This is a genomic window from Arthrobacter sp. Bi83 (genome assembly GCF_918698095.1).
Lineage (GTDB): Bacteria > Actinomycetota > Actinomycetes > Actinomycetales > Micrococcaceae > Arthrobacter.
The window spans coordinates 1-18,574 of sequence record NZ_CAKKLY010000026.1; the positions used below are offsets into that span (position 1 = coordinate 1).

Genomic DNA, 18,574 nt, shown 5'->3' on the forward strand with positions numbered 1-18,574 from the left:
GGGAGGGGCTTAAGGATCCGTTCCCGCTAGGCGTCCGGGACGACGGCGATTTCGGTTTCGCTGGGCGGCTTCACCGGGAGGAGGACCAGCAGTCCGGCGAGGAGCACCACCATGATCCCCAGAATGCCCCAGCGCTGTGCCTCCCCTTCAGCCACCAGCGGTGTGGCCACGGTGATGCACAGCGTGAACAGCGTCGGGGCCAGGAAGCTGACGGCCCGGCCGGTGGTTGCGTACAGGCCGAACAGTTCTCCGGATTCGCCCTGCGGCGCCAACCTTGCCAGGTACGCGCGGGAAGACGACTGGGCCGGCCCCACGAACAGGCAAAGGAACAGCCCGAACACCCAGAACGTGGTGCTGCCGGCCCAGGCCGTGCCGAAGAAGACGTAGTCGCCGTTGCCCAGCACCAGGATCACCGTCCCGGCGACCAGCAGGCCGGTCAGGGAGCCGAGGATCACGGCCTTGGGACCGACCCTGTCGTCCAGGAATCCGCCGACGATGGCTCCCGCGGCAGCCACGATGTTGCCGAAGATGGCGAAGAAGATGACCTGCGAAAGTTCGAAGCCGAAGGTTCCTGCCGCAATGATCCCGCCGAACGTGAAGACCGCAGCCAGCCCGTCCCGGAAAATGGCGCTGGCCAGCAGGAAGAAAATCGTGTGCGGGCTGGTCCGGTAGATCGCCTTGATCCTGCGCATGAGCAGCCCGTACGACGCGAGGAACCCGAGGCGGCCTCCGCGCCGGGCCCTGGGCAGTTCCGGGACAGCGAACATTACGGGCAGCGCGAAGATGAAGAACCACAATGCCGAGAACACTGCCACCAGCCGGATGTTAAGGCTGTCCTGCGTGGAGGCGCCAAACCACTCGAAGCGGGGCTGGACGAAGAGCTGAAGCACAATCAGCAGGGCCACGATTCCGCCGAGGTACCCCATGCCCCAGCCGAAGCCGCTGACCTTGCCGATGTTCCGCGGCGTGGAGACCTGCGCCAGCATGGCGTTGTAGTTGACCCCGGCGAACTCAAAGAAGACGTTGGCCAGCGCGATCAGCGAGACTCCCAGCAGCAGGAACTCCGGGCCGGGGTACACGAAAAAGCAGAGCGCCGTCAGGAGCGCGACGACGGCGGTGTTGACTCCCAGCCACAGCTTGCGCCGGCCGCCGGTGTCCGAACGCTGTCCGGTAACGGGCGCCAGCAGTGCGATCGCCGCTCCCGCGATGGCCAGGGCTCCGCCGAGCACCGCCGATGCCTGGTCTTCGCCGCCGAACGCCTTGGAGGTCAGGTACACCGTGAAGACGAATGTGGTCATGACGGCGTTGAACGCTGCGGAGCCCCAGTCCCAGGCGGCCCACGCCAGAATGCGCCCCTTGTTCGAGGCATTGTTCCCGGCTTCGAGTTCCGACGACGGCTGCATGGCCTCGGGAGCGGCGGCGGAGTTCATAGGCAGATGCTATCCGCCCGCGGCGAACACTGACGGGAAACTCTCCCGCGGACCCGGGAAACTTGCGCCAACTTCCGGCGGTGAAGGGAAAAGTGTCAGTGCCCGCTTGATAAACTGTCGGGACCGAACCCAACGAATGACCGCCTGCTCCAACTTTTGATAATCGAATTCCTGACTTTGCGGAGATACCAGTGATCACAGTCCTTGCCGTGCACTTTGCGGTTGCTGCTGTGGCGCCGCTTATCTTCCGGAAATTCGGTCGGAGTTCGTTTTATGCGCTGGCGGCCGTGCCCGCCGGCTCATTTGTCTGGCTGCTGCTGCAGCACGGCGCCGTCTACGGCACGGCGCCCCAGCACGCCGCTGGAGGTCCGGGCCAGGCCACCGAGGTCATCCCGTGGATCCCTGGCCTCGGCATGGAGTTTGCCTTCCGCATGGATGCCCTGGCCTGGGTCATGTCCCTGCTGGTGCTCGGCGTGGGCGCCCTGGTTCTCGTGTACTGCGCCCGGTACTTCAAGAACAAGGACAGCTACCTGGGCGGCTTCGGCGCCCAGCTTCTGGCGTTCGCCGGGGCGATGTTCGGCCTGGTCACCGCAGATGACCTGCTCCTGCTGTTCATCTTCTGGGAACTCACCACGGTCCTGTCGTATCTTCTGATCGGCTACGCGCGCACCCGCCTCGCTGCCCGCCGCTCCGCCCTGCAGGCACTCATGGTCACGACGGCGGGCGGCCTTGCCATGCTCGTTGGCCTGATCATGCTCGGGGCCAGTGCCGGCACCTACCGGATATCAGCCATCCTGGAACAGGCGCCCGGGCTGGTCGGCGGGCAAACGGCGGGAGCCGTGGGCGCCGCCGTCGTACTGATCCTTATTGGCGCGGTCACCAAATCAGCGCTGGTCCCGTTCCACTTCTGGCTTCCGGGAGCCATGGCCGCCCCCACGCCAGTGAGCGCCTACCTGCACGCAGCTGCGATGGTGAAGGCCGGCGTCTACATCGTGGCACGGCTGGCCCCGGGATTCACCGATACGGCGTGCTGGCTCCCCATGGTGCTTGGGCTGGGCCTAGCCACCATGCTCGTGGGCGGGTACCGGGCACTGCGGCAGACCGACATCAAGCTCATCCTGGCCTACGGCACCGTCAGCCAGCTCGGCTTCCTCACCATGGTGGTGGGCCTTGGCAAACCCGACGCGGCGCTCGCGGGCCTCGCCTTGTTGCTGGCGCACGGACTCTTCAAGGCCACGCTGTTCCTCGTGGTTGGCATCATCGACCACCAGTCCGGCACGCGCGATATCCGCAAGCTCTCCGGCGTCTTCCGGTCGTCGCGTGCCCTGGCGGTCGTGGCCGCGATCGGTGCCGCCTCCATGGCGGGTGTCCCGCTGCTGGGAGGCTTTGTGGCCAAAGAATCCGTGCTCGAGGCCTTCGTCCACTTCGCGGGCGAGCCCGGCTACGGACCGTGGGGCGCGGTGGTCCTCGCCGGAGTGGTGCTCGGATCAGTGCTTACTTTCGCCTACAGCGCCCGGTTCCTGTGGGGCGCCTTCGCGGAGAAGCCGGGCGTGGACCGTACGCCGTTCAAGGCGATCAAGCCGTCCTTCCTCGCGGCGCCCGCCGTCCTGAGTTTTCTCACCATCGTTTACGGCCTGTGGCCTGCGCCGGTGGACAGCTGGATCCAGCCGTACGCTGCCCTGTTCACCGGGGGAACGGCCGACGCCGGGACCGGCGGAGGTGCCGCCGGGCACCTGGCGCTGTGGCACGGTCTCACTCCGGCGCTGGGGCTGACGGCCGTCACCTTCGCACTCGGCCTTGCTATGTTCTACGCCCGCGGGCTGGTGGACCGAGCGCAGAGCGCGGTCCCCGGATGGATTGACGCGGACCGCGGCTACCAGCTGACCATCGGCGCCCTGGACGACGCCGCCGTGTGGATCACAGGCCGCACGCAGCGCGGTTCGCTGTACTTCTACCTCGCCGTGATCCTGACCGTCGCGTTCGTGCTGCCGCTGACCGCCCTCATCGCCGCGGGCAAACCGCTGCCGGAAGGGCTGTACTTCATCGATCCCAACTCGCCGCTGCAGATCGTGGCGGGGGCCGGGATCGTGATCGGGGCCCTGGCGGCAGTCCGGGCCAACAAGCGCTTCCTGGCGGTGCTCATGGTCTCGGTGACCGGCTACGGCATTGCCCTGATGTTCGCACTGCAGGGCGCGCCGGACCTTGCTCTGACGCAGATGCTGGTGGAAACCATCATCCTGGTGGCCTTCGTCCTGGCCATGCGCAGCCTGCCGGCCGAACTCCGGGACCGCACCGGCGGCAAGTACCGCGTGGTCCGCGTGATCATCGGGCTGGCCTTTGGCGCCACCATGGTCTTCGCCGCCATCCACGCCATGGGTGCCCGGGTTGCGACGCCGGTGTCCCTGGAGTTCCCGAAGCTCGCCTACGAGGGCGGCGGTGGGCTGAACATCGTTAATGTCACGCTCGTGGACATCCGGGTGTGGGACACGTTCGGCGAGATCTCGGTGCTTGCGCTGGCCGCGACCGGCGTCGCCAGCCTGATCTTCATCCGCGGCCGCGGCGACGGCATCCGCGCATCGGCCACAGTGGCCGAGGGCACGGTGGGCCGCCGCAGGGGAGTGGACAAGTCGTCGCGTGACGGCGCCGCCTTGGCGCTGAGCCGCAAGTTCGCCGCCGCCTCCCGCGACGCGTGGCTCGTGGCAGGCCGCACCATGGCGCCCGAACGGCGCTCCATCATCTTTGAAGTGGTCACGCGGCTGATCTTTCACTCGATGATCATCTTTTCTCTCTACCTGCTGTTGGCCGGGCACAACCTTCCCGGCGGCGGGTTCGCGGGCGGGCTCATGGCAGGGCTGGCCCTCACCCTCCGCTACCTGGCGGGCGGACGCTACGAGCTTCGGGAGGCCACCCCCATCAGCGCCGGAACCCTGCTGGGGATCGGCCTGGCAACGGCCGCCGCGTCCGGCGTGGCCCCGCTCCTGCTGGGCGGGCAGGTGTTCCAAAGCGCCATCGTTGAGGTGTGGCTGCCGGTTTTCGGGGACATCAAGTTTGTCACGTCCACCATCTTCGACACCGGCGTCTACATTGTGGTGATCGGGCTGGTGCTGGACGTGCTGCGCAGCCTGGGAGCCGAGATCGACGAGCATTTCGAGGAACAGCCCGGGCAATCCGCCGAGGGGCAATCCGCCGGCCCGCCCGCCGAAGCCGAACCCTCCGCCGGCCCGCAGTCCGAAGCCGAACCTTCCGAAACCCAGCCAGCCGAGGACAGCCCGTCCGCCGGGGACCGGGGGCCCGGCGTCCCGGCCGAGACCACCGCGAGGGGACAGGCATGAGCGTCAACCTCACCCTGCTGACCGTCATGGGCGCGCTGTATGCGTGCGGCATCTACCTCATTCTCGAGCGCAGCCTCACCCGCGTGCTGCTGGGCCTGATGCTGCTGGCCAATGCCACCAACCTGCTGATCCTTGCCACCGGCGGCTACGCCGGCCTGGCCCCGTTCTTCAGCAAAGACACGGACCCAGGCGCCTACAACGACCCCCTGCCCCAGGCACTGATCCTGACCTCGATCGTGATCTCCTTCGCCGTTACCGCCTTTATGCTGGGCATCATTTACCGGACCTGGGTGCTGGCCCGCCAGGACGAGATCCAGGACGACGTCGAGGACCGCCGCGTCGCGGCAACACCCAGCTTCGATGCCGAGGACGACGCCGTCATCCCGGTGGAAACCTCCGAGTTCCCGCTCACCATGCTCGGCTCCGACGGCGCGGCTGTGTCTGACTCGTCCGCAGCTGAAGCCGCTCCCGCGCCGGCCGCAGTCCCGGCGGGCGGAGGAACCATCTCCGCCGAAGATGCCGCGCGGGAAGAGAAGCCCGGCTCCGCCAACCTCGATATCAACACTGAAGGAGGCGGAAAGTGAGCATCGCAAGCCTGGCCCCGCTCGCCGTCGTTCTTCCCATCCTGGGCGCAGCCCTGACGTTCGTGCTGATCCGGCGCTCGCGGGCACAGCGGGCCGTGAGCATAGCGCTGCTGTCCCTCACCCTGCTGCTCGAATGCCTGCTGCTGGCCTCCGTCTGGGACGGCGGAACGGAGGCGGTGAACATCGGTGGCTGGCTGCCGCCCTGGGGGATCGTGCTGGTGGTGGATCAGTTCTCCTCGCTGATGCTGGTGGTGTCCTCCGCGGTGAGCCTCGCGGTCCTGGTGTACGCCACCGGTCAGGGCATGGCCGACGGCGACGAGGACGCCCCCGTGTCGATCTTCCACCCCACGTACCTGATTCTCGTGGCAGGTGTCTCGAACGCATTCCTCTCCGGTGATCTCTTCAATCTCTACGTCGGCTTCGAGATCCTGCTCACCGCCAGCTACGTTCTGATGACCCTGGGCGGGACAGGTCCGCGCGTCCGTGCCGGCGTCACGTACGTGGTGGTCTCGGTAGTCTCCTCAGTGCTGTTCCTGATCGCGATCGCCATGATCTACGGGGCCACCGGCACCATCAACATGGCGGACCTCGCCATCAAACTTGCGGAGCTGGACCCGGGCACCAAAACGCTGCTGCACGTCATGATCCTGGTGGCGTTCGGCATCAAGGCCGCCGTGTTCCCGCTGTCCTTCTGGCTGCCTGACTCCTATCCCACGGCACCGGCCCCCGTGACGGCAGTGTTCGCCGGCCTGCTGACCAAGGTGGGCGTCTATGCCATGGTGCGCACAGAGACCCTCCTCTTCCCCGGCGACACCCTCAACTCACCGCTGATGGTGGCCGCGCTGCTGACCATGGTGGTGGGGATCCTGGGTGCCCTGGCCCAAAGCGACATCAAGCGTCTGCTGTCCTTCACCCTGGTCAGTCACATCGGCTACATGGTGTTCGGATTGGCCATGTCCTCGGTGGCGGGGCTCGCCGCTGCCGTGTTCTATGTGGCCCACCACATCACCATCCAGACCAGTCTCTTCCTGGTCACCGGCCTGATCGAGCGCCGCGGCGGAAGCTCGTCCGTGGACCGGCTGGCGGGGCTGGCCAAGCTGTCGCCACTGCTGGCTTTGCTGTTCTTCATCCCCGCCATGAACCTCGCGGGCATCCCGCCGTTCTCCGGATTCCTTGGCAAGCTGGGGCTGATGCAGGCCGGCATCCAGCTCGGCACCCCGCTGGCCTACTCGCTGGTCATCGGCGGCGTTGTGACGAGCCTCCTGACCCTGCTGGCGGTGGCCCGGGTCTGGAACCGTGCGTTCTGGCGAAAGGCCGACGACGCCGAGCACCCCGACCCCGTCCTGCTCGCCGACACCAAGGATTCGGCCACGGGCCACCGGGCGGGCAAGCGCAACGTCGTCCTGCTGCCCCGGACCATGGTGGGCTCCACGCTGGGCCTGGTGGTCCTCGGCGTGGCGCTCACGGTCTTCGCCGGCCCGCTCTTCCGGGTGGCGGGCCAGTCCGCTGAGGCCATGCTGGACAGGTCTGCGTACATCAAGGCGGTGCTGGGTGAGCATGCGCCCGTTCCGGGCCTGGCCGTGGGTGGCAGCACCCTGAGCGGCAGCACCCTGAAGGGCAGCACCCTGAGCGGCAGTGACCCGGGCGGTGACGGAAGATGAGCCGGAAGCGGATCTCCCTGCGGCAGGAACTGCCGCTGCTTGTATGGCTCGTGATCGTCTGGGGTGCCCTCTGGCAGGACTTCAGTCCGGGCAACCTGCTGTTCGGTGCCCTGCTCGCCGCCGTCGTGGCCCGCCTGTTCTACCTGCCGCCGGTGGAGCTGAGCGGGCGCTTCAGCGTCCTCCGGGCCATCCCGTTCGCCGTGCAGTTCCTAGGCAGGGTGGTGGCCGCCAGCTTCCAGGTCTTCTACCTGGCCGTGGTGCGGGGGCCCAAGGTGACCAACGCCGTCGTCGCCGTTCCGCTGCGGAGCCATTCTGACCTGATGGTGACCGCCACCGGGCACGTGATCTCGCTGATTCCCGGATCGCTCGTGGTTGAGGTGGACAGGTCCACGTCCACGCTCTACATCCACGGCCTGAACGTTAGGAACGCTGACGACGTGCTGAAGCTCCGCAAGGAAGTTCGGGACACCGAGGCGGGGCTGATCCGCGTCATGGGCACGAAGGAAGAACTTGCAGCCCTGAACCTGGAGGTGGGCGCATGATGGAGCTCGTCCTGACCGTGACCGCCGTGGTGTTGTCCCTGGCCGCGGCCGGTGCGATCGTGCGCATCGCCCGTGGTCCGTCGCTGCTGGACCGGGTCCTGGCGGCCGACGTCCTGCTGGCCATCCTGGGCGCGGCGCTGTGCATCGACATGGCCGTGAACAGGCACCTAAACAACCTGATGCTGCTGGTGGCGGTGTCCATCATCGGGTTCATCGGCTCAGTGACGGTGGCGCGCTTCGTGGCCGACCGGCGGGAGCACCTCAATGAATCCTGACGCCAACGTCGTGGACACGGTCATCGATGCTGTGTCCGCCGTGTTCATGATCGTGGGGGCAGTGATGTCCCTGGCCGCGGCCATCGGCCTGCTGCGGTTCCCGGACCTCATGAGCCGCATGCACGCTGCCACCAAGCCACAGGTGCTCGGGCTGTTCCTTCTGCTGGCCGCCGTGGGCCTGCAGCTGCGCACGTGGTGGGTGTGGCCGGTACTGCTCCTGGCGTGGATCTTCCAGCTGCTCACGGTGCCGGTGTCCGCCCATATGGTGGGCCGGGCCGGCTACCGCACCAAGCACCTCCACCGGGAACTGCTCAGCACGGATGAGCTGGAAGCCGTTGTGCTGAAGGCCGCCGAAGCGGCCAAAGCGCCGGCTTCCGACGGCGGCCGGTCACCTGCCGCGGAGTGAGCCGTTGCGTTCAGGCCTGGTCGGTGGGCATGATCCACAGCTCGCCGATGGAGGCGTGCCGGGGCCGGGTGACCATGTAGGCGACGCCGTCGGCGATGTCCTCGGGTGCGAGGACCTCCGTCTGCTCATAGAACGGATCGATCATCTCGCCGCGGACCTCGGGGTTGTTGTGTGAACCCAGTTCGGTGTCCACGCCGCCGGGTTCCAGGACGCCGACGCGCACGTGGCGCTGGGTGACTTCCTGGCGAAGGGATTCGGTAAAGCCGTTGACGCCGAACTTTGTCAGGTTGTAGACGCCGTAGCCGTTCCAGGCGACGCGCCCGGCGATCGAGCTGATGTTGACGATGTCCGCGACGCGGCGCGGGCCGTCCTCGGCGGCTCTGAGCAGGTGCGGCAGGGCGGCGTGCGTGGTGTGGAGCAGGCCCTGGACGTTGATGGCGATCATGCGGTCCCACTCGGCGGGGTCGGCGCCGACGACCGGGCCAAGGAGCATGAGGCCGGCGTTGTTGACCAGGATGTCCAGCTGTCCGAAGCGCTCAGCGGTCCGGTCTACGGCGGCCTGCGCCTGGGCGCGGTCGGTGATGTCGGCTTCGATGACCAATGCGGTGCCGCCGGCTTCTTCGATCTCTGCGGCCAGAGCCTCCAGGCGGTCCCGGCGCCGGGCGACGAGCGCGACGGACGCGCCGATTGCAGCGAGCTGCCGAGCGGTGGCGGCGCCGATGCCGCTGCTGGCGCCGGTGACGAGGGCGGCAGTTCCGGTCAGTTTCGATGTCATGGCTGGGTTCTCCTCAAGATGTTGGTGCCGGTTTTGGGCAGCCGGTAGCCATAGCCGTCCAGCGGGTTGGTGGCGGTGGGCTTTGCGGCGGGTTTGGGAGACGGCGGCGGGACCTCCCTCCGTCGTCCGTTTGCGTTGCTGTCAGGCGTCGTCGTGGGCGAGGTTGCCGGAGAGTCGGCGGTGGGCGTCGGCCTGGTCCTGGAGTTCCTTGGCCCGGGTCTCGAATACTCCGACGGCGTCCGCGCCGGCTGCGAACCGCAGCGGCGGCTCATCCAGCTCGGCCAACTGGATCAGTGCGTCGGCGAGCTTCGCCGGGTCCCCGCCCTGCAGGCCGTTCATGCCCTTCCACGCGGTGACCGTCTGCTCTGTCCGCAAGGCGTAGTCTTCGATGGTGGATACGGCGTAACTGGTGGATTCCGGGGTGAGCAGCTCGGTGCGGAAGAATCCCGGTTCGACGATCATGGTACGGATGCCGAACGGGGCGATTTCCATGGCCAGGGACTCCGCCCAGCCCTCGACGCCGAACTTCGACGCGGCGTACGCGGTGAGGAACTCCCCGCCCGTGATCCCGGCGGTCGAGGAGATCGTGACGACCAGGCCCGAGCGCTGGGCCCGCAGGACCGGCAGGGCCGCCCGGGTGACGTTCATGGGCCCGAACATGGTGGTTTCAATCTGTGTTCGGAAGTCGTCCGGGGTGATTTCCTCAAAGAATCCTGCGTAGAAGTTGCCGGCGTTGTTCACCAGGACGTCGATGCGTCCGAAACGGTCAACTGCAGCCTGGATGGCTGCCGCCGCATCCGCAGGGTCAGTGACGTCGAGCTTCACCGCCAGCAGGTTCTCGTTTTCGCCTACGGCCTGGGCGACCCTTTCCGGGTTGCGGCCGGTGGCGACCACCGCGTGGCCGGCCGCCAGGGCCCCCTTCGCGATGTCGGTGCCCATCCCGCGGCCGGCGCCGGTGATGAACCAGACCTTCTTGGCCATGTTTTCCTTCTGCACTGTCTTGGTTTTCTTCTCAGTCATGGTTTAGTTTTCCCTGGGTATGTGGTCCCGGCTGCGCGTGGGGGCGCATCTCCGGGACGGCGGAGCCACCGGCAGGATCGCCGGTGATGGTGGTTTGGGGAGGCGATGCCGCCCAGCTGGCGAGGAACGCCAGCGCGTTTTCAGACGCGGAGCCCGGTTCGGCGGTGAAGGTGAACAGGGTCTGTCCCTCATCGCCGGGAAGGTCCAGCGTCTCGAACTGCAGGGACAGTTCCCCGGCGACCGGGTGGTGGAAGCGCTTGGTCCCCGTGGTGTGTATCCGCACGTCGTGCCCGGCCCATAACGCGGCGAACAGGCCGCTGCTCGTGGTCAGCTCCCCGACCAGCTCGTTCAGCGCCCGGTCGTGGGGGTTACGCCCTGCTTCCGAACGCAGCATCGCGACCGTGGTGGCCGCGATCGCACGCCAATCGGGGTAGAAATCGCCTGCACGCGGGTCGAGGAAGAGATAGCGTGCCTGGTTCGGGAGCCGACCCGGGGTGTCCGGCCCCGACGGTCCGGCGAATTTGAACACCTCCGCGTACAGCGCACGGCCCAACAGGTTGGCGGCCAGTACGTCCGAGCGGCCGTTCTGCACCATGGCCACCACTCCGGTCATGCCGTCCAGCAGACGCAGCACCCCGGGACGGACCCGTTGCTGTGCCGGCCGGCGCGGCGTCCGGCGGGCCGGCGCGTTGGCCGTCCGGGCCAAATTCATCAGGTGTGCCCGCTCGGCCTCGTCCAGCTGAAGAGCAGCGGCCACAGCCTCGAGCACGGAGTCTGAGACGCCGCGCACGCTGCCGCGTTCCAGCCGCGTGTAGTAGTCCGTGCTCACACCGGCGAGCTGCGCCACTTCCTCCCGGCGCAGGCCGGGCACGCGCCGCAGCTCCCCATAGCTGGGAATACCCGCCTGCTCAGGGCTGAGCTTCGCGCGCCGCGAGATCAGGAACTCACGGACTTCTTCTTTTCTGTCCACAACCACCACGCTACGCAGCCCGATAACCGGGTGGCAGTGTCCATCAGACACCCCCAAGCCGCCTGAAACAAAAGGGGCCTGTTCTCTGCCGGAGGCCTAAGCCAGCGCGCTGGCAGGTCCGGATCTCGGTGCAGTTGGTGTCGCCCGCGGTGCGAGATCCATGGTTGTGAGGCGCAGCCACAGCCAGAGCCGCTTCTGCGGGTCGTCCAGATCCAGGTCAAAGTCCTTGGCCAGGCGTGCGACCCGGTAACGGACGGTGTTGTTGTGCACGTGGAGGCGTTCCGCCATCGTGGAAATGCTTCCGTTCGAAGCCAGATATGCCCGGAGGGTGTCCAGGTAGCCGGTCTGCTGCTCGGCATCGTGGGCCTGAATCCTGGTGATGTCGTCGACGTCGGAAAGTCCGTTTTCGGCGATGAACGCCCCGATTTTCAAGAGATTCAGCGGGATCCGGTAGTCCTCGAAAAGCCCGGCGGCGGGGGATTGCACCCCACCGGAACCGGAACCCGGCGTTTCCGCTTGCCGACGGAGCAGGTATTGCAGCGTTTGCAACGCTTCGGATCTGGATTCCGGCAGGTCCTCAAGCCGGGGCGCGATGCCGCCAACGGCTGCGATGAGCGGGTAGGAGCTGATCGTGTGTGCGTAGGCGCCGATTTCCTGGACCACACGCCGATGGACGGCCCTTGGAGCGGTCCCATCGCAGGGCAGAAGAGCGTAGACCACCGAGTCAATGAGGGCACTGTGGCTGGTGTTGAACTGAATGTTGCAGACTGTCGTAACAAGATGCAGCAGCCGTTGTATGTCGCGCACCGATTCAAGGCTCCCGGTTTCGGGCCGGACGATGGAAAACGCCGCGACCGCGAGCCCGTGGGCTGCATCGAGTCCCAGCTGGGCGGCGGCAAACGCGGCATGCGCCGTGTCGTCCATGAGCGTGCGGATCAAGTCCCCGTTCCGGCGTTCCCCAAAGTCGGAGGCCGAGCGGGCATGGAGCATGTGGAGTCCGGCCAGTGGCGCCATCCTGCCGAGTGCGTTCAGCGCCGCCTCGCGTTTGTCTTCGCCCGGGTCGATGATCCAGATCGAGCCAAGAAGTTCCCCGCCGGCTCTCACGGCGAGGGCCAGCCTTGCCATCTCATCATCTATTGCGGGGACTAACACTGCCCCCGAGGACGCATAGACGGTCTTGAAATCCGTATCGAAGGCCGGCGGCTGGATCTCCTGCAGGGAGAGTGTCGTGACGCGGCGCAGTTCGTCGACGGGCTGTCCCGGCAATGTCGAGTAACCGAGCACCCGTCCGAGCGGGTCCACGATGCTTGCTGCGCCGTTGGTGATCGACGCCGCGGCGTTGGCGAATGCGTAAAGGTCGCCGAGCCGGACACCTGAGACGGAATCGGCGGCCGCCCCCATGACCGATGCCCTGGCAAGTGTCACCAGGCGGGTCCAGTCCACATTGTCAGGTGCAACCAGGACGGCCAGGCTGTGCCGGACTGCGGCAGACCGTAGCTGCTCCATCGGCGTCCCATGGGCTTTGACGACCACTGCAGCAGCATCGCTGTTAGAGGCCCGGTGCATCAGCTGGTCGAAATCGACCGAGCCACAGGTCAGGCCGACGGCCAGAATGATGCGGTCGTGGACGCTTGTCCATTCGTCGAAGGGGTCATACATGAGGACATCCGATACGGGATGGCTGAGGTTTTCCGGTGTGGGGTTGGCATGCACCAGATCGGCCTGCATTAGCTGGATGCAATCCGACAGCCGTACGACGGCCCCGTGAAGATCGCCCTCCGTCAGGTCCGTTTTATGCGTATCCATACCTTGGAATTTATCACGGGCAATCCGCAAATCTTTTAGCCGAACTCACATATAGAAGGCGCGAGATCTGCGTCACCATTGGGGAAGGAAGCGACAAGGAAGTCCTTCAAAACCAAGAGGATCAGCAGTGAAATTCAAAGACATCAGGGCCCTCGCCACGGTCCAAGGCCCGGCCCGGACAGCCTCGGAGCGCCTCGCCAGGCGTTGCTACAGCGTCGAGGACATGAGGAAGCTCGCATCGAAACGCCTCCCCGGCAGCATTTTTGACTACATCGAGGGCGGCGGCGAGGACGAGGTGTCCCTGCGGCGCAACCAGTCCTCCTTTGATGACTGGTCCTTCCTGCCGAAGTGGGGATCTGTCCAGGACCTTGACCTCAGCTCAACCCTCCTGGGTGGCCCGGTATCGATGCCCCTGACGCTCGCCCCGACCGGCGGCACCAGGCTGTTCCATCCGGACGGTGAGACCGCTGTTGCCCGTGCGGCAATGGAGGCCGGCGTCCCCTACGGCCTGGCGCACCTGAGCACAACCCCCATGGAGCACGTCAGCGCCGCTACCCCCGGCCTCCGGCGCTGGTTCAACATCGAACCGATAGGGGACAAGGTAGAGCTGCAGGCAATCCTGGACAGGGCCGCGGCCGCAGGCTATGAAGGCCTGCTGGTCAACGTTGACTGCCGCGCCATCGGCCACCGCGAACGGGATTACCACAACGGGTTCACCGCGCCTCCGTCCATCAAGATGAAGACCGTCGTCGAGGGAGCCCTGCACCCGCGGTGGGCGCTTGGGTTCCTGGCCAATGACGCGATCGCCTTCCCCAACCTGGACGCCGAGATCCCCGACGGTCCCTTGTCCAGTACCCCTGACATGTGGCGGACGCTGCTTGCCGGTTCCTACGAACCGACGGACTGGGATGACATCCGGGATCTGCGTGCCCGCTGGAACGGCCCCATCATCCTCAAGGGGGTGGTTAATCCCAACGATGCCGCCACGGCCGCCGAGATCGGCATCGACGCCATCCAGGTCAGCAACCACGGCGGCCGGCAGCTCGATCACATGGCCTCGCCCCTGGACCTCCTCCCGGACATCGTCGACCGGGCGGAAGGCCGGCTCGAAATCATCGTCGACGGCGGCATCCGCCGCGGCTCCGACGTCGTCAAGGCCATCGCCCTCGGCGCCGACGCCTGTTCCATCGGCCGCCCTTACCTGTACGGCCTCGCGGCCGCGGGCCAGGCCGGCGTTGCCCATGTCCTGAGAATGTTCGAGGCCGAAACGACGCGCACCATGATGCTCCTCGGGGTGTCTTCAATCCAGGAGCTTCGGCTGGAAGGCCGTGGGCTGATCCGGCACCGCAATGCACCCCTTACCCGCACCTCACCCGCCCCGAAGGCCCACAAGGGCCTGGTAGAAATGAGAACCCCCTGATGAAACCTTCATTTGCCACCACCCGAGGCAGATATCGCCGCCTTGGATCGTCCGTCGTCGCAACGGCGGCGCTGGTGCTTGCTGTCACGGCATGCACCCCTGCCGGCACTGCATCGCCATCGACTTCTTCCGGTTCGGCCGTGCCGGGGACCGGCGTGCCGGCGCTGGAAGTGAACCAAGCCGCCGTCGGACTTCTCCCGGAGTCCATCAAAACGTCCAAGGTGCTGCGGGTGGCCATCCCCACCAACGAGCCGCCTACCCAGTTCTACCGGGAGGGCACGCAGGAGATGACGGGCACCAATCCCGACGTGGCGCGCCTCATCGGTGAGGCATTGGGTGTCAAAGTCGACATCCAGGTGGCCAACTTCGACGCCATCATTCCCGGGCTTGCTGCCGGTCGGTATGACATGACCGTCTCTTCCATGACACCCACCACCAAGCGGATGAAAGTCCTGGACTTCGTTGATTACATGCAGGTCGGCGGCGGCGTTGCCGTGCCCAAGGGCAACCCGGCGGGGATCAAAGACCAGCACGCACTGTGCGGTAAGAAGGTCGGCCTCCTCACCGGGTCCTACCAGCTCACGGTCGACGTCCCGAAATTCGACGAGGCCTGCACCTTCGACGGTAAAGAAGCGATCCAGCGCAGCGAGTTCCAGGACACGCGGCAGGCCATCTCCGCCCTCACCAGCGGACGGTTGGACGCCGTACTGGCGGATGCGCCCATCCTGAACTTTGCCGCCACCCAGAACCCGCAGATCGAGATCGCCGCAGAGTACGACGTCACGCCTGTTGGGGTTGGCGTGCCGAAGGACTCCAGCCTGGTCAAGTCGGTCTCTGCTGCCCTGGACGCAGTGATCAAGAGCGATTCCTACAAGAAGGTGCTGGGGAAGTACGGACTTGAATCCAGCGCCATCACTGACGCCCGCGTCAATTTCGCCCAATAGGAGGTGAACACCATGCAGCAACACTCAATCCCTGACACCAGGAAGCAAGCCCCGCCGGCATCGGAGGACTCCATCCCGGTGGTGCGGCTCAGGCACCCCGTCCGGCTGGCCATCGCAGCCGTTTTGATCCTCCTTGCCCTCAGCGCCGCGTGGGACGTGGCGGTGAATCAGCGGTACCACTGGGATGTTGTCATCTCGTATCTCTTCGCTCCACAGATCATTGCCGGTGCCGGGCTGACGATCCTCCTGACGGTGGTATCGATGAGCGTCGGTATTGCCCTGGGCACGCTCCTTGCCGTCATGCGGCTCTCAGCGAATCCGATTCTCAGCACGATCAGCCGGAGTTACATCTGGTTCTTCCGTGGCACTCCGCTCTTGGTGCAGCTGATCTTTTGGTACAACATCGCCGCCCTGTATCCGGTGATCGCCTTCGGGCTTCCCTTCGGCGGGCCGTCCCTTATCCTCGGATCGGCCAACGTGCTGATCTCGCCATTGGGTGCCGCGTTGCTGGGCCTGTCCCTGAATGAGGCCGCCTACATGGCCGAAATCATCCGTGGCGGCATCGGGTCCGTGGACAAGGGCCAGTATGACGCCGCCCGGGCACTTGGAATGGACGGCGGAAAGCTCATGCGCCGCGTGATCCTGCCCCAGGCCATGCGCGTGGTCCTCCCACCGACCGGCAACCAGGTCATTTCCATGCTCAAAGGCACGGCCCTTGTCAGCGTCCTGGCGATCTCGGACCTGCTCTACTCGGCCCAGATCATCTACGCCAACAACTACCAGACGATCCCGCTGCTCATCGTCGCCAGCCTCTGGTACCTGCTGATGACAACCATCCTGAGCTTCTTCCAAACCAAACTCGAACGACGGTATGGCCGCGGCTTCGACGTCGCGCCGCGACGGACCCGCCAGCAAAAGGCCCAGCCAAAGACAAGGACAGCATGATGAACGCCGCCATGGTGGAAGCCCAGGGTGTCCGCAAGAGCTTCGGCTCAACGGAAATCCTCAAAGGCATTGATCTGAGAGTCGAACGCGGTTCGGTGACCTGCCTGATCGGACCGTCCGGTTCCGGGAAGACCACTTTCCTCCGGTGCATCAACCACCTGGAAAAGGTCGACGCCGGTCGCCTTTACGTAGACGAACACCTGGTGGGCTACACCGAGCGCCACGGACGACTTTACGAAATGAAAGAGCGCCAGACCGCACGCTCACGGCTGAACGCGGGCATGGTTTTCCAACGCTTCAACCTCTTCCCGCACATGACGGTGCTGGAGAACATCGTGGAAGCGCCCGTCCATGTGCTCGGGCGTCCGCGGAACGAAGTCACCGCCGAAGCGCAGACGCTGCTGGACCGCGTCGGGCTCGGCGACCGGGGACACTCCTACCCCCAGGAGCTCTCCGGCGGGCAGCAACAGCGGATCGCAATCGCGCGGGCACTGGCCATGAAACCCAAGCTCATGCTCTTCGATGAACCCACGTCCGCACTCGACCCGGAGCTCGTCGGCGAAGTGCTCGACGTCATGAAATCCCTCGCCGAGGCCGGGATGACCATGGTCGTCGTCACGCACGAACTTGGCTTTGCCCGTCAGGTCAGCGACCAGGTCGTTTTCATGGATCAGGGGGTGGTCGTCGAAAGCGGACCCCCCGCGGGGGTCCTTGGTTCACCGCGGCACGAACGCACCCAGGCCTTTCTTTCAAAGGTCCTCTAAGAACATCAACAACTCCGGCCGGCCACCGCGCCGGTCACACGAAAGGAATCCTCCCCATGCCTCGACAGCAGGTAACCACAGACCTCGCGCCCAGCCCGGCCGGACCCTACTCCCAGGCGATCGCCGCCAACGGCTTCCTCTTCACCGCGGGCCAGACACCCCACGACCCCGTCACCGGTGACACCGTCGGCACCACCATCGAGGAGCAGACCGTCCAGGCCATGAAGAACCTGGCTGCAGTCCTGGCCGGGCACGGACTGGACTTCTCCCACGTCGTCAAAGCAACGGTGCACCTGCACCATCCCGGCCGGGATTTTTCAGGGTTCAATGCCACGTACGAAGGGTTCGTCGAAGCCCCCTACCCGGCTCGAACCACCGTCGGTTCATTCCTGGGAGACTTCCTGGTCGAAATCGACGTCGTAGCCGCCATACCGTAGCCAGCCCAGGACCTCCGCTGGGGAATGACCGCGGACCACGGCCCCGTCTGATGCAGTGTCCAGCATTAGTCGGGCCCGTGGTCGGCTCACCAGGAAGTGGCTAGACGATGTCCTGGGTTTTGGCGAAGCGGGTGATCGCCCGCTGTGTGCCCCGGTTGGCCAGCACCTGGATGATGGCGCTCACCGAAGCTGAAATGAGGGCAAAGGTGAGGGCCGAGCGGAGCGTCGTGGGGACGTCGTCCTTCCCGCCCTTGGGCGGCTTGCGGCCGGTGGTCTTTTCCCAGATGGTGTCCACGGCCTTGGTGCCGGCGAATCCGGCGAGCAGGCTAATGCCGGTGCCAAGCAGCTTGATGAAAAAACTCATTCCGAAACTCCTTGCGACGTGAATACAGACTGCCCCTAGCCTAGCCGCATGGACGCATGGATTTCCCGAAGTGCCCGCACCACCAGATCGTGGTCGGCCTTCTGCGGCAACCCTGAGACCGTCACCGTGGCTACCGCACCCACGCCTTCCACGTAAATGGGGAATGAGCCGCCGTGGGCGGCATACCTGGACTGGTCAAACCAGGCGTTGTCCTCGATGCGGCCCCCGCCGAGTCGGCCGCGCAGTCCCACGAGCAGGGACGGTTCCTCGTAGCGTGCTGCGGTCCGCTGCTTGGCCTTGACCCAGTGCTCGTTGTCCGGGGTGGCACCCTCCAGTGCCACATGGAACAGCACGTGTTCGCCCTTGGTGATGTCGACGGCGATGGGCAGGTTGCCGATCTTGCCGAGCTCAACCAGCAGGAGGCCGAGGTTGAGGGCGTCGTCCCTGCCGAACCGGGGAAACTGCAGCTCGGTGATTTCCGCTTCGATGCTGGCGATCAGGGCTGCCAGAGCGCCCGCCGGCTGCTCGGCGGCGGAGTCGGGGTCAAAAGCGGCTTGGCTGCCGTGATCCTGTTGCGTCATGGCCCCAATGTACTCCGCGCTGTCCTCGCGCCGCCCCGTCCCAGGCAGCCTCTGTTCGCCGCCCTCTGGCGCCTCCGCGCACTTCCCGGATACCTCCCGGATTGTGACCGCGGCGCCGGTCTTCCGCGGCCGTCCCGGTGTAAACTGGATCAGCCCACAAGGGCAGATTTATTACGACAGGGGAGCGCCGCCGTCGGGCATCACTGGCAACTGCCAGCGAAACCGAGGATGGGCGCTGAGAGTGCGGACCGCCGCAGACCCTCGAACCTGATCCGGCTAGTACCGGCGCAAGGGAGTCGAGTTCTCAAAGTGTCCGGC

18 protein-coding genes and 1 riboswitch are annotated in these 18,574 nt (G+C 65.9%); of the genes, 11 read left to right on the forward strand and 7 right to left on the reverse strand.

Features of this window, described 5'->3' with window-relative positions; genetic code table 11:
• Window positions 1-26: 26 nt before the first annotated feature.
• A complete protein-coding gene (locus tag LQ144_RS13245) occupies window positions 27-1,430 on the reverse strand; it encodes an MFS transporter (protein ID WP_230119170.1) in 1,404 nt (467 codons plus the stop codon).
• A gap of 191 nt (window positions 1,431-1,621) precedes the next feature.
• Here LQ144_RS13245 and LQ144_RS13250 point away from each other — a divergent pair, with 191 nt between their 5' ends.
• The 6 genes from LQ144_RS13250 to mnhG are packed head-to-tail and all read left to right on the forward strand — an operon-like array spanning window position 1,622 to window position 8,230.
• Entirely contained in the window at window positions 1,622-4,762 is a 3,141-nt protein-coding gene (locus tag LQ144_RS13250) for a Na+/H+ antiporter subunit A (RefSeq protein ID WP_230119171.1), read from the forward strand.
• Window positions 4,759-5,346 (forward strand): Na(+)/H(+) antiporter subunit C, encoded by a 588-nt coding sequence (locus LQ144_RS13255; RefSeq protein WP_230119172.1) that lies wholly within the window; start codon window positions 4,759-4,761, stop codon window positions 5,344-5,346. The genes LQ144_RS13250 and LQ144_RS13255 overlap by 4 nt, the downstream gene beginning before the upstream one ends.
• Window positions 5,343-7,007 carry a Na+/H+ antiporter subunit D gene (locus LQ144_RS13260; RefSeq protein ID WP_230119173.1) on the forward strand — a complete coding sequence of 555 codons (1,665 nt, stop codon included), beginning with the start codon at window positions 5,343-5,345 and terminating at the stop codon, window positions 7,005-7,007. The genes LQ144_RS13255 and LQ144_RS13260 overlap by 4 nt, the downstream gene beginning before the upstream one ends.
• Entirely contained in the window at window positions 7,004-7,549 is a 546-nt protein-coding gene (locus LQ144_RS13265) for a Na+/H+ antiporter subunit E (protein ID WP_230119174.1), read from the forward strand. The genes LQ144_RS13260 and LQ144_RS13265 overlap by 4 nt, the downstream gene beginning before the upstream one ends.
• A complete protein-coding gene (locus LQ144_RS13270) occupies window positions 7,546-7,824 on the forward strand; it encodes a monovalent cation/H+ antiporter complex subunit F (RefSeq protein ID WP_230119175.1) in 279 nt (92 codons plus the stop codon). The genes LQ144_RS13265 and LQ144_RS13270 overlap by 4 nt, the downstream gene beginning before the upstream one ends.
• On the forward strand, window positions 7,814-8,230 hold the full coding sequence (gene mnhG / locus LQ144_RS13275; RefSeq protein WP_230119176.1) for a monovalent cation/H(+) antiporter subunit G: 417 nt from the start codon (window positions 7,814-7,816) through the stop codon (window positions 8,228-8,230). Before LQ144_RS13270 ends, mnhG begins: the two co-directional genes overlap by 11 nt.
• A gap of 10 nt (window positions 8,231-8,240) precedes the next feature.
• Here the strand turns inward: mnhG and LQ144_RS13280 are convergent, their stop codons facing one another.
• The 4 genes from LQ144_RS13280 to LQ144_RS13295 form a co-directional block, all read right to left on the reverse strand.
• Window positions 8,241-9,005 (reverse strand): SDR family NAD(P)-dependent oxidoreductase, encoded by a 765-nt coding sequence (locus tag LQ144_RS13280; RefSeq protein WP_230119177.1) that lies wholly within the window; start codon window positions 9,003-9,005, stop codon window positions 8,241-8,243.
• Window positions 9,006-9,146: 141 nt separating this feature from the next.
• Window positions 9,147-10,025 (reverse strand): SDR family oxidoreductase, encoded by an 879-nt coding sequence (locus tag LQ144_RS13285; protein WP_230119178.1) that lies wholly within the window; start codon window positions 10,023-10,025, stop codon window positions 9,147-9,149.
• A complete protein-coding gene (locus LQ144_RS13290; protein WP_230119179.1) occupies window positions 10,018-10,995 on the reverse strand; it encodes a helix-turn-helix transcriptional regulator in 978 nt (325 codons plus the stop codon). The genes LQ144_RS13285 and LQ144_RS13290 overlap by 8 nt, the downstream gene beginning before the upstream one ends.
• A 96-nt stretch (window positions 10,996-11,091) precedes the next feature.
• Window positions 11,092-12,801 carry a helix-turn-helix domain-containing protein gene (locus LQ144_RS13295; protein WP_230119180.1) on the reverse strand — a complete coding sequence of 570 codons (1,710 nt, stop codon included), beginning with the start codon at window positions 12,799-12,801 and terminating at the stop codon, window positions 11,092-11,094.
• 127 nt (window positions 12,802-12,928) lie between these two features.
• Between LQ144_RS13295 and LQ144_RS13300 the strand changes: the two genes are divergently transcribed.
• Genes LQ144_RS13300 through LQ144_RS13320 form a run of 5 tightly spaced genes read left to right on the forward strand, consistent with a single transcriptional unit; the run spans window position 12,929 to window position 17,311 of the window.
• Window positions 12,929-14,221: an alpha-hydroxy acid oxidase gene (locus LQ144_RS13300; protein WP_230119181.1), complete on the forward strand. Its 1,293-nt coding sequence runs from the start codon at window positions 12,929-12,931 to the stop codon at window positions 14,219-14,221.
• Complete coding sequence (locus LQ144_RS13305) at window positions 14,221-15,165, forward strand: ABC transporter substrate-binding protein (RefSeq protein ID WP_230119182.1); 945 nt, start codon at window positions 14,221-14,223, stop codon at window positions 15,163-15,165. The genes LQ144_RS13300 and LQ144_RS13305 overlap by 1 nt, the downstream gene beginning before the upstream one ends.
• A gap of 12 nt (window positions 15,166-15,177) precedes the next feature.
• On the forward strand, window positions 15,178-16,110 hold the full coding sequence (locus LQ144_RS13310) for an amino acid ABC transporter permease (RefSeq protein ID WP_230119183.1): 933 nt from the start codon (window positions 15,178-15,180) through the stop codon (window positions 16,108-16,110).
• Complete coding sequence (locus tag LQ144_RS13315) at window positions 16,110-16,874, forward strand: amino acid ABC transporter ATP-binding protein (RefSeq protein ID WP_290369771.1); 765 nt, start codon at window positions 16,110-16,112, stop codon at window positions 16,872-16,874. Before LQ144_RS13310 ends, LQ144_RS13315 begins: the two co-directional genes overlap by 1 nt.
• A 56-nt stretch (window positions 16,875-16,930) precedes the next feature.
• A complete protein-coding gene (locus LQ144_RS13320) occupies window positions 16,931-17,311 on the forward strand; it encodes a Rid family hydrolase (protein WP_230119184.1) in 381 nt (126 codons plus the stop codon).
• Between the two features lie 100 nt (window positions 17,312-17,411).
• Here LQ144_RS13320 and LQ144_RS13325 read toward each other — a convergent pair whose 3' ends face one another.
• The gene (locus LQ144_RS13325) at window positions 17,412-17,675 is read right to left on the reverse strand and encodes a DUF4235 domain-containing protein (protein WP_230119185.1); all 264 of its coding nucleotides are present in this window, start codon (window positions 17,673-17,675) and stop codon (window positions 17,412-17,414) included.
• A gap of 35 nt (window positions 17,676-17,710) precedes the next feature.
• Entirely contained in the window at window positions 17,711-18,256 is a 546-nt protein-coding gene (locus LQ144_RS13330; protein WP_230119186.1) for a heme-degrading domain-containing protein, read from the reverse strand.
• 168 nt (window positions 18,257-18,424) lie between these two features.
• A riboswitch (TPP riboswitch) is annotated at window positions 18,425-18,568 on the forward strand.
• Window positions 18,569-18,574 lie beyond the last annotated feature (6 nt).